Source organism: Flavobacterium piscinae (assembly GCF_004122145.1).
GTDB lineage: Bacteria > Bacteroidota > Bacteroidia > Flavobacteriales > Flavobacteriaceae > Flavobacterium > Flavobacterium piscinae.
Genome location: NZ_SBKQ01000001.1, coordinates 281,430 through 297,250 on the forward strand (window position 1 = coordinate 281,430; position 15,821 = coordinate 297,250).

The 15,821-nt window shown below is 32.2% G+C and carries 13 protein-coding genes; 6 read left to right on the forward strand and 7 right to left on the reverse strand.

Features of this window, described 5'->3' with window-relative positions; translation table 11 throughout:
- Nucleotides 1–5 precede the first annotated feature (5 nt).
- Nucleotides 6–1,277: a hemolysin family protein gene (locus EQG68_RS01100; protein ID WP_129462945.1), complete on the forward strand. Its 1,272-nt coding sequence runs from the start codon at nucleotides 6–8 to the stop codon at nucleotides 1,275–1,277.
- A 163-nt stretch (nucleotides 1,278–1,440) separates the two neighbouring features.
- Nucleotides 1,441–3,543, forward strand: a complete 2,103-nt coding sequence (locus tag EQG68_RS01105) for a peptidylprolyl isomerase (RefSeq protein ID WP_129462946.1) — start codon at nucleotides 1,441–1,443, stop codon at nucleotides 3,541–3,543.
- A gap of 53 nt (nucleotides 3,544–3,596) precedes the next feature.
- On the opposite strand, the gene EQG68_RS01110 is transcribed toward EQG68_RS01105, so the two are convergent.
- The 3 genes from EQG68_RS01110 to EQG68_RS01120 all read right to left on the reverse strand — a co-directional run bounded on the left by EQG68_RS01110 (nucleotide 3,597) and on the right by EQG68_RS01120 (nucleotide 6,512).
- Nucleotides 3,597–4,511, reverse strand: coding sequence for a GYDIA family GHMP kinase (locus EQG68_RS01110; protein WP_129462947.1), 915 nt, complete (start codon nucleotides 4,509–4,511; stop codon nucleotides 3,597–3,599).
- A gap of 6 nt (nucleotides 4,512–4,517) precedes the next feature.
- Nucleotides 4,518–5,837, reverse strand: a complete 1,320-nt coding sequence (locus tag EQG68_RS01115) for a hydroxymethylglutaryl-CoA reductase, degradative (RefSeq protein ID WP_129462948.1) — start codon at nucleotides 5,835–5,837, stop codon at nucleotides 4,518–4,520.
- Nucleotides 5,838–5,909: 72 nt separating this feature from the next.
- Nucleotides 5,910–6,512: a hypothetical protein gene (locus EQG68_RS01120; protein ID WP_129462949.1), complete on the reverse strand. Its 603-nt coding sequence runs from the start codon at nucleotides 6,510–6,512 to the stop codon at nucleotides 5,910–5,912.
- A gap of 270 nt (nucleotides 6,513–6,782) precedes the next feature.
- On the opposite strand from EQG68_RS01120, the gene EQG68_RS01125 reads away from it, so the two are divergent.
- Genes EQG68_RS01125 through EQG68_RS01140 form a run of 4 tightly spaced genes read left to right on the forward strand, consistent with a single transcriptional unit; the run spans nucleotide 6,783 to nucleotide 11,654 of the window.
- The gene (locus EQG68_RS01125; protein ID WP_129462950.1) at nucleotides 6,783–8,957 is read left to right on the forward strand and encodes a S9 family peptidase; all 2,175 of its coding nucleotides are present in this window, start codon (nucleotides 6,783–6,785) and stop codon (nucleotides 8,955–8,957) included.
- A gap of 18 nt (nucleotides 8,958–8,975) precedes the next feature.
- The gene (locus tag EQG68_RS01130; RefSeq protein WP_129462951.1) at nucleotides 8,976–10,691 is read left to right on the forward strand and encodes a peptide MFS transporter; all 1,716 of its coding nucleotides are present in this window, start codon (nucleotides 8,976–8,978) and stop codon (nucleotides 10,689–10,691) included.
- Nucleotides 10,692–10,734: 43 nt separating this feature from the next.
- Nucleotides 10,735–11,196 carry a thioredoxin family protein gene (locus tag EQG68_RS01135; protein WP_129462952.1) on the forward strand — a complete coding sequence of 154 codons (462 nt, stop codon included), beginning with the start codon at nucleotides 10,735–10,737 and terminating at the stop codon, nucleotides 11,194–11,196.
- Complete coding sequence (locus EQG68_RS01140) at nucleotides 11,196–11,654, forward strand: thioredoxin family protein (protein ID WP_129462953.1); 459 nt, start codon at nucleotides 11,196–11,198, stop codon at nucleotides 11,652–11,654. The genes EQG68_RS01135 and EQG68_RS01140 overlap by 1 nt, the downstream gene beginning before the upstream one ends.
- Nucleotides 11,655–11,657: 3 nt before the next feature.
- Here the strand turns inward: EQG68_RS01140 and EQG68_RS01145 are convergent, their stop codons facing one another.
- The 4 genes from EQG68_RS01145 to EQG68_RS01160 are packed head-to-tail and all read right to left on the reverse strand — an operon-like array spanning nucleotide 11,658 to nucleotide 15,819.
- On the reverse strand, nucleotides 11,658–13,688 hold the full coding sequence (locus EQG68_RS01145) for a ComEC/Rec2 family competence protein (protein ID WP_129462954.1): 2,031 nt from the start codon (nucleotides 13,686–13,688) through the stop codon (nucleotides 11,658–11,660).
- A gap of 46 nt (nucleotides 13,689–13,734) precedes the next feature.
- Nucleotides 13,735–14,388, reverse strand: coding sequence for a C40 family peptidase (locus EQG68_RS01150; protein WP_129462955.1), 654 nt, complete (start codon nucleotides 14,386–14,388; stop codon nucleotides 13,735–13,737).
- Between the two features lie 43 nt (nucleotides 14,389–14,431).
- Nucleotides 14,432–15,544, reverse strand: a complete 1,113-nt coding sequence (gene lpxB / locus EQG68_RS01155) for a lipid-A-disaccharide synthase (protein WP_129462956.1) — start codon at nucleotides 15,542–15,544, stop codon at nucleotides 14,432–14,434.
- A 2-nt stretch (nucleotides 15,545–15,546) separates the two neighbouring features.
- A complete protein-coding gene (locus tag EQG68_RS01160; RefSeq protein WP_129462957.1) occupies nucleotides 15,547–15,819 on the reverse strand; it encodes a hypothetical protein in 273 nt (90 codons plus the stop codon).
- Nucleotides 15,820–15,821: the final 2 nt, after the last annotated feature.

Genomic DNA, 15,821 nt, shown 5'->3' on the forward strand with positions numbered 1-15,821 from the left:
CTGCGATGGAAATCAGTATCATTTTCATTTGTTTACTGCTTTCGGCATTTTTTTCCGGAATGGAAATCGCATTTGTTTCTTCCAATAAAGTGTATCTCGGAATCGAAAAAATGCAAGATGGTTTTGTAGCAAAAATTCTAACCAAAATCACGCAAAATCCTTCCAAATTCATAGCTTCAATGTTAGTTGGAAACAATATTGCTCTGGTCATCTACGGATTTACCATGGGTGATTTAATAATTAAACTGATTTTTCCGGAGTTTATCAATAACGATGATTTGCCTTTTCAGGTTTTAATGATTCAAACCCTTCTTTCTACAGCTGTCATTTTAATTACAGCCGAGTTTCTTCCAAAAGTTTTTTTTCAAATTTATGCTAATACTTTTGTCAAAATTTTTGCCATTCCGGCTTACTTTTTTTATCAATTATTATATTACATATCGTCATTTGTCATTTGGATATCCGATTTCTTTCTAAGAAAACTTTTCAAAACAGAGGGCGATGAAGCTCAGCTTTTTTTCAGCAAAGTTGAATTAGGAAATTTTATTTCAGAACAAATGAATGCCGTAGATGACCATGAAACGGTTGATTCAGAAATTCAAATTTTCCAAAATGCTCTCGAGTTTTCAGGGGTAAAAGCCAGAGACATTATGATTCCCCGCACTGAAATCTCTGCGGTTGAAATTCATGATTCGGTGAAAGAATTGAAATCACTTTTTATTGAAACGGGATTTTCTAAAATATTGGTTTATCAATCTTCTTTAGATGATATTATTGGTTATGTACATTCATTTGAATTATTCCGAAAACCCAGAACAATTAAGTCGGTTATGATTCCGGTTGAATTTGTTCCGGAAACAATGTTTATCAAAGATGTGATGAACCTTTTAACTAAAAAAAGAAAAAGTGTAGCTATCGTTTTGGACGAATATGGCGGAACTTCCGGAATGATTACCATTGAAGATATTGTAGAAGAACTTTTTGGTGAAATTGAAGACGAGCATGATTCGGATGAAACACTGATAGAAGAACAATTAGGTGAAAAGGAGTTCCGATTCTCAACTCGCTTAGATGTGGAATATATAAATGAAGTTTATAAATTGAATATTCCAGAAGAAGATTCTTATTCAACGTTAGGTGGTTTTATTGTCAATCATGCTAAGGAAATTCCACAAAAAGGGGAAGTTATAGAAATCAATAATTTTCAATTCATTATAGAAGAAGCTTCTACCAAGAAAATTGAGCAGGTTAAAATGATTATTGACTATTCTGATTAAAGAAAAACACTACTTATTTACGCTGATAACTGAATTTAGTTCTGTTTACAACCTGATTATTTTTATTGAGATAAAAAATCAACAAAATATCTTGAATTCTTTATAATTATTTCACAGATAATTGTATTTTCGCAAACTGAAATAAAATTAAACATAAATAGAAATGGCGATTTTAGGAAAAATTAGACAACGTTCATTTATTCTTATAGTGATTATTGCGTTGGCATTATTCTCTTTTGTATTAGCAGATGTAATTCAAAGTGGCGGTTTTAGCCAAACTTCAAACAACGTTGGAAGTATAAATGGAAAAGACATTCCGTTTGAAGAATTTAGAATAAAAGTTGGCAATACTGAAAAATCAGGTCAGGGTATGTCAAACATTCAAGCGGTTAATCAAGTTTGGAATCAAGAAATCAATTTGGCTTTATTAACAGAAGAATTAGAGAAATTAGGGATCAGAATTGGTGAAAATCACTTGATTGAAACGTTAAAAGCGGATCCTAATTTTGGTCAGAATCCTTCTTTTCAAAACGAATTAAAACAATTTGATATCAACAAATACAGAGAGTATATCAAATCCAGCTCTAACCCTGACGAAGTTAAATTTTTTGAAAACGTTGAAGAAAATGCAAATATCAATGCAAAATATCAATTGTACAGCAGTTTGGTTAAATCAGGCTTTTTTACTACTCAAAATGATGCAAAATTTAAATATAACTTAGAGAACAAAAAAGTTACATTTGATTTTGTTGCTGTTCCTTATTCTTCAGTAAAAGATAGCGATGTAAAAGTTTCTGATGCTGAAATTATTGAATACATGAAAAAGAATGAAAAAAAATATAAAGCGGATGAAACCCGTGAGATTGAATTCGTTGTTATCGAAGATCAACCTTCTGATGCCGATAAAAACGAAATTAAAAATAAATTAAATTCATTTTTATCTCCACGAGTTGTTTACAACAAAGCAACGAATACAAATGATACATTGCCAAGTTTTTCAGCAACAACAGATGTTGTAAAATTTGTGAACGAAAATTCTCAATTTCCATATGATTCAACTTATATCGGAAAATCAGATTTGCCGGCTGAACATGCAGAATCGCTTTTCAATTTATCAGATGGTCAAGTTTATGGGCCTTATCAATATGGAGACTATTTTGCTTTAAGCCGTTCAATGGGAAGAAAAGCAGGTGCAAAAGCTAGAGCAAGTCATATCTTGATTAGTTTCACCGGTTCCAGAGCTCAACCTAAAGAAGATAGAACAAAAGAAGAAGCAAAAGTAAAAGCTGAAGGAATTTTAGCAGAAGTTATGGCTAATCCTGACTCATTCACCATGCAAGCATTTACAGCATCTGAAGACCAAGGTTCTGCTCAAAAAGGAGGAGATTTAGATTTCTTTGGTCCAGGTCAAATGGTGCCTGCATTTAATGATTTCGTTTTCAACAATCCAATTGGGAAAGTTGGTTTAGTTGAAACTGAATTCGGTTACCACATTATTAAAGTTACTGATAAGCAAGATGCTATTCGTTTAGCTACCATAGCTCAAAAAATTGAAGCTTCAGAAAAAACTTCTGAAAATGCTTATACAAATGCAGTAAAATTTGAATTAGCTGCGAATGAAAAATCGTTTGAAACTGCAGCAAAAGAAGCTAAGTTAACAGTAAATCCATCAGTTCGTGTGAAAGCATTAGATGAAATGTTAGGGCAGTACGGTTCACAAAGACAAGTAATCCGTTGGGCATTTGAAAAAGATACGGATGTGAATGATGTAAAACGTTTCGAATTACCTAAAGTAGGTCATTTAATTGCAAAATTGAAAAAAGTAAATGAAGAAGGCTTATTAGCCATTGAAGACGCAAGAATTCAAGTAGAACCTATTCTAAAAAATAAGAAGAAAGCAGAAAAAATTATGGCCAAAATGAAGGCTACTTCCTTGGATGCGATTGCAAAAGCAAATGCTGTACAAGTGCAAACGGCTTCTGATGTTACGTTAGAGAATCCTTCAGTAGCTTCTGCGGGTTACGAACCTAAAGTGGTAGGTACAGCTTTTGGTACGGCTGTTAATAAACTTTCTGCTCCAATTGAAGGAAATGTCAGTGTGTTTGTTGTAAAAACTACCAAAGTATCTGAACCGTTACCTTCTAAAGATTTTACTACTCAAGTGAATGCTTTAAAATCGCAAAATGCCTCTGCAGTAGGGAGAGTATTTGGAGCTTTAAAAGAAAAAGCAGAAATTAAAGATAATCGATTACAGTTTAATTATTAATTCAAACTGCATTGAATTTAAAATCCCAACTCTTTAAAAAGTTGGGATTTTTTTTATTTTAATATCATTTCGTCATATCGAAGAATTGTTTCAAAACCTCGTTCCCTTAAATAGTCTCTTGGATTATCTTTTGAAGCAACAAGAACAAAATCGCCACCCCAAGCACCTAAACTCTTAATAACACCTTTAAAATCGTCAAACAAGGCTTCTTTGATGGTAATGGTTTCCAACACTTCGCTCATAATACTTTCGTGCTTTTCCATTTCATATACAAATGATTTTAAATCGGAAGAGGAAAGAATGCTGTTTGTAATCTTGTTGATTTTATCAATGGTTTTTCCAATGTTATGTTGGTTGTTGATATAATTGGCAATGGCTGATTTACTGCTTTGTTTTCTATTTAAATAAACAAAATACAAATGGTTTCTGAATTTAGGATAAAATTTTACCGCTTTAAATTGTGGCTGATTGTTGATTAATTGATAAACGAGAGGTGAATCTTTTTTTGCACAAGCAATATCATAGCCACTCCCACCGAAACTCCGGTTTAACAGTTCAAAAGCATCAATATTTAACCATTGGCCTATATTGTTAATTAAGGTAGAAGATGTTCCTAAACCCCAATTTTTTGGAAAAGTCAGATTTGTTTGAATGTTGAATCCGTTTTTGTGGAAAAGAAAATCCGGTTGCATTTGAAACGCTTCATGCAAAATTTCAAGTAACGTATTTCTTACTGAATTTTCTGCATCAAAAGGTTTGTGAATAATTTCATCAAATGAAAATTCATCTTCAAACCAAACACTTCCGTCTTGATCAAAACTTTTCCATAGAATTTGTTCCGATGATATGGGTTCAACAATTAAATTTTGTCCAAATTTGGTTGGTAAAGCTAAAGCTAATGCTCCGTCAAGAACAACATATTCTCCGGTTAAGAGTAATTTTCCGTTGCTGTAAAAGGTTTGTTTCAATTTGATCTATTTTCTAATTTCCTCCAAAAATCCCGCCACCGAAGCATGTGAAATTGTATTGTCTTTAAAATATTCTGTAACTTTTATTCTTTCTTCTGCCGTTGCATGATATTGATTTAGAATATTATTGATATGCATTTTCATATGACCCTCTTGAATACCTTTGGTCGTTAAAGAACGCAACGCTGCAAAATTTTGTGCTAGACCAACTGCGGCAACAATTTGCATTAATTCTGGTGCCGATGGTTTTTCTAAAATCTCTAAATTTAATTTCACTAATGGATGTAATGACGTTAAACCTCCCACGGTTCCTAATGCTAATGGAATTTCTAACCAAAATGTAAAAATACCATTTTCAATTGTAGCATCAGATAAACTGCGGTATTTCCCGTCTCGGGAAGCGTAGGCATGTGCTCCTGCCTCCACGGCTCTAAAATCGTTCCCAGTTGCTAGTACCACAGCATCAATTCCGTTCATAATACCTTTGTTGTGTGTTACGGCACGATACGGTTCAATTTTGGCAATTTGAACGGCACGCACAAACTTTTCGGCAAATTCACTTGGGTTTTCGATTTGTTTTTCGGTTAATTCTTCAATTGAACAGGAAACCTCTGCACGAACTATGCAATTCGTTACATAATTGGACAAAATGCTCATCACTACCTCAATATTTTTTTCTTCTTCAGTAAATGGTTCAAAAGATTGAGCTTCTTGTTTTAAAGTTTTAGCAAATTGCTCTAAGCAGGAATTGATAAAATTCGCACCCATACTATCTTTAGTTTCAAAAGTAGCATGCAATTGAAAGTAATTTTCTAATTCAGTTGTTTTGTCATTTAAGATAATATCTAAAATTCCGCCACCCCGTTTTTGCATATTTTTGGTAATGTTCTCCGTTTCTGAATAGAATTTTGGTTTCGTTAGATTAAAAAAATCAACCAATTTTGATTTTTCACCTGTATAAATAAAATGAACTTGTCCGATTTTTTCGGTGTTCAAAACTGTTGTTTTAAATCCGCCACGTTTTGACCAAAATTTAGCCGATTTTGCTGCCGCAGCCACAACAGAACTTTCTTCTATCACCATCGGAACAGTGTAGTTTTTTTTATTGATTTTGAAGTTTGGAGCAATTCCCAAAGGCAAATAAAAATTGGAAATCGTATTTTCTATGAATTCGTCGTGCAATTGTTGCAGTTTTTCATCTGTATTCCAATAGTTTTTAACTAATGAGATGGCTTCTTCGGGTTGTGAAAAATAGTGCTTAGCTATCCATTCAATTTTTTCATTTTTGGATAATTTTGAAAATCCGGAAATTTCGTGGTTACTCATGTATTCGTTAGATAATATTATAAAATATAATTATTTTTATGATGAATTAAAGTATCTCTTTTTCGATAGAAATTATTCTGAATATTCTAGATCACTTAATAATCCCGAAAAACTTCCGTTTATTACTGCGTTGTTTTGATTTAAGATATATGTGATTTCATAATTGTTTTGATTCTTAGCAATAGTAATTGAGCCAGTAACTATTGGGTTAGAAGAGTTATTACTTGTGTAAGATTCATAATTATAACTGTCTATTAAATTGTTTTGAATAGTAATTCCAGTGATAAGAGTTGTCCAATATAAATTTCCAATACCATCATGGTTAGTATTGTCAAGTATATAAGTTCCTTCTGTTATTTCGTTAGTAGATGAAGAGTTAATTGTGAATACAATAATATTGCTGGTATTTGATGAAAATTCATTTGCATTCAAAGTATCTGCATCAAATGGGTCAGATAAAACAACTCCGTTTGTTAAAATAATTAAATTTTTATAACCTGTTCCATCATTTGATTGATGGGTAAAATATCCATTTGGTGTTGCGTATTCAAATCCATTCAATGTAAAAGTAGAATTTGTATTTTGGCCAGAATTATTTGAATCATCTGATGAACAAGATGATGTAAAAAGACCAATAGAAAAAATAATAATGATTAATTGTTGTGTTTTTTTCATTTTGATAAAAAATTTAGAGCAAAGATAAGACAAACCTAGTTCATGTAAGATGGAAAAGCATTTTGAATTTCATTAGATAAAGAAAAACTTAATTTTATTGAATGTTATTTTTATTATATTGAAAGTTTACGATTTGTAATCAAAATCAATAATATTAAAATCTTTAAATTCCATATCATTCAAAAATTCAAAAAATACTATTTAACAGAAAAAAACTCGTTTTATTCCGATTTTTTCACTAAAATTGAATCTTTTTTTAATGCATTTATAATGAATCAATTTTTAAAACTCGTTTGTTTCTTACTTTTAGTATCCACTTCAGCTATTGGTCAGCAAAAAATTTCCTTAGAAGACATCTGGTCTTCAGGTACTTTTAGGGCAAAGGGAATGGATGCTTTGCAAGCCTTAAAAAACACAAACCAATATACCGTATTAAATTTTGACAGAACTTCAAGAACTTTTCAAATTGATTTGTATGATTTTGAGACCTTAAAAAAAGTGGGCACACTCATTGATACGAAAAATCGTTCAGAATTAACTTCCATTGATAGTTATACTTTTAATGCGGCAGAAACTCAGTTGTTAATTGCGATGAACTCAGACCCAATTTACCGCCATTCCACTGTTGCCGATTTTTATCTCTACGATATAACTTCTAAAAAAATTCAAAAAATAGCCGATTATAAAATTCAAGAGCCAACATTTTCTCCCGATGGAAAGAAAATCGCGTATGGTTATCAAAATAATTTATATGTGTATGATTTAGCTTCTGCAAAACATATTCAAATTACAACAGACGGAAAGAAAAATCACATCATCAACGGAATTACCGATTGGGTTTATGAAGAAGAATTTGGTTTTGTTAGAGCCTTTGATTGGAATAGTTCGAGCACACATTTGGCTTTTATAAAATTCGATGAATCCAATGTTCCAGAGTTTTCTATGGATGTATATGGTAAAGAATTGTATCCTTCACAAGAAGTATTTAAATATCCTAAAGCCGGTGAGAAAAACGCCTTGGTTTCTTTGCATACCTATGAAGTTGCTTCAAATCAAACCCAAAACATTAATTTGAGTCAGTACAATGATTTTTATATTGCTAGAATGAAATGGACGAATGAGGCTAATGATTTGAGTATTCAAATACTTAACCGTCATCAAAACAATTTAGATTTACTTTTTGTGGATGCTAAAACCGGAACAACCAAAGTGGTGTTAAATGAAAAAGATGCTGCCTATATTGATGTAACCGATAATTTAACTTTTTTAAAGGACAACAGCTTTATATGGACTTCCGAAAAAGATGGATTTAATCACATTTATCATTACGATAAATCAGGAAAATTACGAAACCAAATTACGAAAGGCAATTGGGAAGTGACTTCCTATTACGGTTTTGATGAAAAAAACGGACAAGTTTATTACCAATCCGTAGAAAATGGTTCCATCAATCGCGATGTTTATAAAATTAAATTAGATGGGAAAAATAAAGTTCGTTTAACCCAAAAAACAGGGACGAATAAGGCAACTTTCAGTCCGAACTTTCAGTATTTTATTAATTCTTTTTCCAGTGTAACCGAACCAACTTCTTATACTTTACACAATTCAAAAGACGGAAAGCAAGTTCAATCCATAGTTGATAATAAAGAGTTAGCTTCCAAATTAGAAAGTTACAATCTTCCTACCAAAGAATTCTTCGAATTAACGACCGAAAAAGGACACAAATTGAATGCATACATCATCAAACCGAAAGATTTTGATGCTACAAAAAAGTATCCATTATTGTTATTTCAATACAGCGGACCGGGTTCGCAGCAAGTAGCCAATCAATGGTTGGGTGCTAATGATTATTGGCATATGCTATTGGCCCAAGAAGGTTATTTGGTTGCTTGTGTAGATGGGAGAGGAACCGGATTCAGAGGAGCAGCTTTCAAAAAAGTGACACAAAAAGAATTAGGTAAATACGAAGTAGAAGACCAAATAGATGCTGCAAAGGTGCTTGGAAATTATCCTTATATCGATAAAACTAGAATCGGAATTTGGGGATGGAGTTACGGTGGATTTATGTCCAGCAACTGTATTCTAAAAGGAAACGATGTATTTAAAACTGCAATTGCCGTTGCTCCGGTAACCAATTGGCGTTTTTACGATTCGATTTACACGGAAAGATACATGCAAACCCCACAAGAAAATGCGAGTGGATATGATGATAATTCCCCCATCAATCATGTGGATAAATTAAAAGGAAATTACCTAATCATTCATGGAACAGCGGATGACAACGTACATTTTCAAAATGCAACCCGAATGATTCGAGCGTTACAACTGGCAAATAAACAGTTTGATCAAGCCATTTATCCCGATACGAATCATGGCATTTATGGCGGAAAAATTCGCTTGCAATTGTATACAAAAATGACAAACTATATTAAACAAAATCTTTAACAAACCAAAACAAATTTTATGAGTGAAGTAGCAGTAAAATCCGGACATCCAAAAGGATTATGGGTTCTTTTCGGAACCGAAATGTGGGAGCGTTTCAATTTCTATGGAATGAGAGCCATCTTAACCTTATTTATGGTAAATGCCTTATTGATGAAAGAAGAAGAGGCATCCATTATTTATGGTGGTTTTCTTGGATTGTGTTATTTAACCCCTATGTTAGGAGGTTTTATAGCTGATCGGTTTTTAGGAAATAGAAATTGTATTATGATTGGTGGTGTAATGATGGCTATCGGTCAAATTATGTTGTTTTTTAGTGCCAGTATTTTTGGTTCAAACTTAGGTTTAGCCAATGCTTTATTATGGGGAGCACTCGGAATTATTGTATTTGGGAACGGGTTTTTTAAACCAAATATTTCTTCTATGGTTGGTAGCTTATATCCTAAGCAAGAAAAATCTAAGCTGGATACAGCTTTCACAATCTTTTACATGGGAATTAATATTGGTGCTTTTTTGGGTCAGTTTATTTGTCCTTTTGTAGGTGATGTTAAAAATGAAGTGGTTATGGCTGACGGTTCCTTAAACATGATTCGTGATGTTCATGCTTTTAAATATGGATTCTTAGCGGCAGGTATAGCAATGATTTTGGGTACAGTCTTATTTTATGTTTTAAAAAACAAATATGTTGTTACTCCGGAAGGAAGACCAATAGGAGGTTTACCATCGGGACATGATGCTTCAGATTATGAAGAAGGTGAGTCGATGAAAGCAGAGTTTTCTATGAAATCAATCATGATTACAATTGGAGTGTTTCTAGCTGTATTTGCTGCCTTTTATTTCAATACAGACGGTACAAATGTGGTAAAATTATACATTTACCCATTCATCTACGCTAGCGGTGTTGCTCTTGCAACTTTAATTTTGTTAGATAAAACGCTAACAAAAGTAGAAACGCAAAGAATTTGGGTAATATACATCATGTCGTTTTTTATCATATTCTTTTGGGCTGCTTTTGAACAAGCCGGTTCTTCATTAACATTTATTGCAGATAACCAAACGGATAGAAATATTTTCGGATGGAATATGCCTCCTTCAATGGTTCAAATTTTTAATGGACTATTTGTGGTAATGTTGGCGTTTCCATTCAGTTTGTTGTGGGATAAGTTAAGAGCAAAAAATATCGAACCACTTTCTACAGTAAAACAATCTTTAGGTTTGTTGTTGATTGCACTGAGTTACTTTATCATTGCTCATAATGTAAAAGATTTAGGAACATCAGGATTACTTGCAATTAAATGGTTAATTTTATTATATTTAATTCAAACAGTTGCCGAATTGTGTTTGTCTCCTATCGGTTTGTCTCTAGTAGGTAAGTTAGCTCCAAAACGTTTTGCTTCTTTGGCATATGGGGTTTTCTTTATCTCGAGTGCCGCTGGTTATGCATTATCAGGAACTTTAGGATCAATTCTTCCTGCTACCGGTGATAAATTCAAAAAAGCGGAAGAATTAGGAATTGATTTGCAAGGAGTTTTAGATAAAACTATTTCACCAACTGCTGAACAACTGAAATTACTTGCTGATAATCAGATAAATGATCATTATAAATCTTTTGCAGGTTTTGAAATTCAAAATCTATATGATTTCTTTATGGTATTTGTGGTACTTTGTGGTTTAGCAGCATTAATTTTGTTCTTATTAACCCCAATGATTAAGAAAATGATGCACGGTGTTCGTTAATATCGGCATTATTTTTGACAATGAATTGTAAAATAATATTTTTATGAAAAAGATAATTTTGATTTTTGCTTTAATAGCAGTTGCTTTTGCACAAGCACAGGAAATTAAATGGATGACTTTTGATGAAGCAACGGCACTTCAAAAGAAAAATCCCAAACCCATTTTTATGGATGTGTATACTGATTGGTGTGGACCTTGTAAAATGTTAGATAAAAACACCTTTCAAACCAAAGAGTTTGCAGACTATATCAATGCCAATTATTATGCTGTAAAATTCAATGGAGAAGGAAACACAACAGTAAATTACAAAGGGAAAAAATATACAAACCCAGGCTATGACGCCAACCGAAAAGGAAGAAACAGCATGCATGAATTTACTAGCTTTTTAAAGGTAGAAGGCTATCCTTCGATGTATGTAATGGATAAAAAAGGTGAAATTGCCAAAGTCATTGTAGGTTATTATCAAGCAGATCAACTATTAGCTGAACTAAAAGAAATTAAATAATGAAAAAGACAATTTTATGTATATTTTTTCTTTGTGCAGTAAATAGTATTTCAGCACAGGAATTAACGTGGCATACAGATATTAATAAAGCCATTGGAATATCTTCGCAAACAAATAAACCAATGCTTTTGTTTTTTACAGGGAGTGATTGGTGTGGCTGGTGCATTAAATTACAAAAAGAAGTTTTCAAAAAACCTGAATTTGCTGAGTGGGCTGAAAATGTTGTGTTGGTAGAATTGGATTATCCTCGTAAAACAAAATTAGAACCTGCTTTGGCTCAACAAAATGCCCAATTACAACAAATTTTTAAGGTTTCCGGATATCCAACGATTTGGTTTGTAACTCCCCAGAAAAACGGTGAACAAATTAATCTTCAACAACTTGGGAAAACAGGTTATGTTGGTGGCGGACCATCAAAATGGATAGAAGTGGCCAATCAATTTATTGCAAAGAAATAAATATTAATCAAGACTAATTCGATAATATCCCTTTTCGCTTGTTGAGTGAAAAGGGATATTTTTTTTAAGGCAAGTTTTCTCCCAACTTTCAATTAAATTTTTGTAATTACTTCCGTCAGCAATGATGATTTTAGGTTCTAATTCGGTCAGCAAACGTTCAAAATTAATTTTGGGAGATTGTGTTAATAAAACAATTTCCGGTTTTTCAGGAAGTTTATAAATTCCTTTTTCATCGATCACTAACAGTTTAGATTTTTTAATTAAGTATACATTTTGTAGTGGGACAATACTATCAATAGTACCAAAATTATTTTGTATGTAATTTTTCACTACATAGTTTGAATTGACTAAGGAATCATTGCTATGCAAAAAGATTGAGTTATTCTCTTTACTCGCTAAAATAGTCTTTTTTGGATATTGAAAAATGATAAATTCATTTTGGGTTCTATGAAACACAAGGGAACCAATAATCGAAAGTTGAAAGACTAAAATGGTGATTAATGCCAAAGTAATTCCTCTTGAAGTTGGTTTTTTTATGTAAAGAATAATAGAAATAATTGCAAAAAGAGAACTAAGTAAGATAAGAGAATTAAACGGAATATCTTTGATAATAAATTGTTCAAAAGAAGAAACATAACCCACATAGTTATTCATAAATCCAATTAATTCGGATAGAAATTCAACCAAAAAAGAAAGATAAATACTAAAGACAGAAAGTAGAATACTTACCATTCCGGTTATTAAAATTAAGGTAAGTAACGGAATAATGACCAAGTTTGTGATAAAAAATAAACCGGGGAATTGATGAAAGTAATAAATACTCAATGGCAAAACGCCGATTTGAGCAGCAAAAGAAACCGTTAGAATATCATAAAAATAACCAATAATTTTATTTTTGGGAGTCCATAGTTTGCTGAACAAAGGTTGTATGGTTACGATTGAAAAAACCGCACAATAACTCAATTGGAAGCCTACATCAAAAATAAAATTAGGTTTAAAAAGAAGTAAAATTAGAATAGACGATCCTAATGTGTTGTAAATATTTGTCTCCCGATTCATATACATTCCAATACTCACAAAAGTAAACATGGTAACAGCTCGCACAACAGAAGCAGATAAGCCGGAGAGCAGTGCAAACGACCATAAAATTACAATCAAAAGAAACGGTGTAATAACGCGGCCATACTTAATTCGTTCGATAGGTTTTAATAAAGCTTTAAAAAAGTAGAGCAAAATTCCAATATGTAATCCTGAAATGGCCAAAATGTGAATCGCTCCCGATTTGGAATAATTATCCAACGTTTCTTGTTCAATATTTTGGCGTTGTCCTAAAAATAGGGCTTTGATGATATTTATTCTTTCAGGGGGAATGTTTTCATTTTCAAAAAAAGCAACGACTTTGTTTCTGATTTTTTCTAACTGAAAATTCAAGTTTTCTTGTTTGGCAATAACTTTATAGTTTTGGTTTTCTAAATACAATTGATCAAAAACATCCTTTTTTTCCAAATAGGCAGCATAATCAAATTGATACGGATTATGTGGTCTAATGATGGGTTTAATAATTGCATTGGCTAATATTTTATCGCCAATTTCAAATTCTTTTTCCGCATCTTTTTTATTCAAAATCACTAAAAGTTTTCCTTTGGTTGCTTTTTCATTAATGGATTCAACTTTCATGAAATACTTAAATGAAAATTGATTGGGTTTTAGTTTTTCTGAAATAATACCGCTCACGAGATTTTTTTCTGAAGAACGATAGGCGGAATTTGAATAATGCGAAGCCTGATTTTTAGGATAGTGTAATGCGAAAAGAAAAATTCCGATTGTGAACGCAAGCAGATAAGATGAAATTCCAAAACTAATTCTAAATTTTAAATTTTTTTTCAATAAAAAGTATAAAATCAAAAACGGAATAAATGCTATAAAAACAATTAGTAGAGCTAAAGAGAAATCCGGTTTGATTTCGTTGGAAACTAAAATTCCTAAAATCAAACAGGTAGTAATTAAAATTGTAGGGAATTTTATCACTTTCATGTAAACGAAAATAATAAAAAATAAATTAGGAAGAAAAAAATTACAATTAAAAGTGTTCGTCGGATAGAATTCGATTTGCTTGTGCGAACGTTCTTTGATAATATGCTTCTTTAGTTGATGAAATTATAACCCCCCGTTGCACAGAAGAATGAATAAATAAAATTTCATCATCTCGAACTTCGGTAACTAAACCTACATGATTGATAACACCTCGGCTACTGGTTTTAAAAAAAACCAAATCGCCTTTTTTTACTTCTTTCAATTTTAATTTCTGACCCACTTTAGACATGTCAACAGATCTTCTAGGTAAAGAAATGTCATATTCTTTAAAAACGGTGCTCACCAAACCGGAGCAATCCATTCCTGCCGAAGTTGTTCCGCCACTGCGATAGCGGACACCTTGGTATTGCATTGCAGAACTAATAAGTTGTTTTACAAAATAGGAGGTGTTGTCATCATCCGGAATATAATCGTCATCGTCAGATTCTGTAATTCTTGATTTTTGGGAAGTTTTTGCAGTTTCTGTTGCTTTCTTTTCTGTTGTATTTTTGGTGTTTTTAGCAACAGCCTTCGTGTTTTTTGGAGCTGTATAAATACCTTTTTTCTCGGCTTCACTCTTACTTGTTACAATACCAGAAGAAGTTGATTTACATCCAACCAAAAAGAACAATAATAATGTAAATATGACTGCGTTTTTCAAAAATTATTAATTTTCACAAAGTTAAAAAATAGATTTTACAGAATCAAGAAATAGCAGCTACAATTAATTTTGCTACTTTTTCGCTGGCTCCTTCGCCCCCTAATTTTTCTTCTAAAAGATTGTATTTTTCAATTAATTTTTCACGATGTTTTTCGTCCAAAATCTTAGTCAATTCGAATTTTATTTTTTTCGAATTACAATCATTTTGAATCAGTTCGGTTACCACTTCTTCATCCATAATTAAATTGACAAGCGAAATGTATTTTAAAGTAATAATTCGTTTGGCAATTTGATACGAAATCCAGTTTCCTTTATAACAAACTACTTCAGGTACTTTGAACAAGGCAGTTTCCAAAGTAGCCGTTCCGGAAGTTACCAAAGCTGCATGAGCTACACTCAACAAATCATAGGTTTTATTCGAAATAAAATGAACAGCTTTATTCGTCAAAAATTGCTTGTAAAACACATAATCTTGTCCCGGAGCTCCGGCTATTACAAATTGGTAATTTGGAAAATCATTCACAATGGCTAACATTTCGTGCAAAAGTTTACTGATTTCTTGTTTTCGGCTTCCGGGTAAAAGTGCGATAATAGGTCTATGATCTAAATTATTTTCTTTTCTAAAAGTCGATTCATCCACTTTTGTTCGATTATGAATTGCATCAATCAGCGGATGACCCACAAAATCAACCGGAAAATGATGTTTCTTTTCATAAAAATCTTTTTCAAAGGGAAGAATCACATACAATTTATCAAAATCGCGTTTGATGTTTTTAATGCGATTTTCTTTCCATGCCCAAATTTGTGGCGAAATATAATAATGAGTCGGAATTTTTTTCTTTTTAGCCCATTCAGCAATTCGCATATTAAAACCCGGATAATCAATGAAAATGATGACATCGGGTTGGAATTGCTCAATATCTTTTTTACAAAATGAAATGTTGTTTAAAATAGTTTTTAGATTAAAAAGCACTTCGGCAAAACCCATGAAAGCTAATTCTTTGTAATGTTTTACTAAAGTTCCTCCTGCTTTTTCCATCAAATCGCCTCCCCAAAATCGAATGGTCGCGTGAGCATCTTCTTTGCGAAGAGCTTTTATTAAATTCGATCCGTGTAAATCGCCTGAAGCTTCTCCGGATATGATGTAATACTTCATTTTTATACAAATAAGGTAACGATTGTTAAAATAATTGTTGCAAAAACTACTCCACGAGCCATCAGTTCTTTATTAAATTTTAAAAGAGCAAAAAATACGATTACATTAATTACAGCCCCAAGAGCAATTAATTTTCCCAGCGAATTTTGAGATTTTAAAGCAATTACTCCATCCACAAATTCAAAATCTGTAAACAAAGTAATGAATAGAAAAACACCAATAAAAGCACCAATAATTCCGATGATAAATCCGATGAGTAAATCTGTTTTTTTCATTA

Coding starts and splice junctions, on each gene's coding strand:
- EQG68_RS01120 (WP_129462949.1), bottom strand. CDS start 6,512: ATGAAAAAAACACAACAATTAATCATTATTATTTTTTCTATTGGTCTT.
- EQG68_RS01160 (WP_129462957.1), bottom strand. CDS start 15,819: ATGAAAAAAACAGATTTACTCATCGGATTTATCATCGGAATTATTGGT.
- lpxB (WP_129462956.1), bottom strand. CDS start 15,544: ATGAAGTATTACATCATATCCGGAGAAGCTTCAGGCGATTTACACGGA.
- EQG68_RS01125 (WP_129462950.1), top strand. CDS start 6,783: ATGAATCAATTTTTAAAACTCGTTTGTTTCTTACTTTTAGTATCCACT.
- EQG68_RS01100 (WP_129462945.1), top strand. CDS start 6: ATGGAAATCAGTATCATTTTCATTTGTTTACTGCTTTCGGCATTTTTT.
- EQG68_RS01115 (WP_129462948.1), bottom strand. CDS start 5,837: ATGAGTAACCACGAAATTTCCGGATTTTCAAAATTATCCAAAAATGAA.
- EQG68_RS01105 (WP_129462946.1), top strand. CDS start 1,441: ATGGCGATTTTAGGAAAAATTAGACAACGTTCATTTATTCTTATAGTG.
- EQG68_RS01135 (WP_129462952.1), top strand. CDS start 10,735: ATGAAAAAGATAATTTTGATTTTTGCTTTAATAGCAGTTGCTTTTGCA.
- EQG68_RS01145 (WP_129462954.1), bottom strand. CDS start 13,688: ATGAAAGTGATAAAATTCCCTACAATTTTAATTACTACCTGTTTGATT.
- EQG68_RS01130 (WP_129462951.1), top strand. CDS start 8,976: ATGAGTGAAGTAGCAGTAAAATCCGGACATCCAAAAGGATTATGGGTT.
- EQG68_RS01140 (WP_129462953.1), top strand. CDS start 11,196: ATGAAAAAGACAATTTTATGTATATTTTTTCTTTGTGCAGTAAATAGT.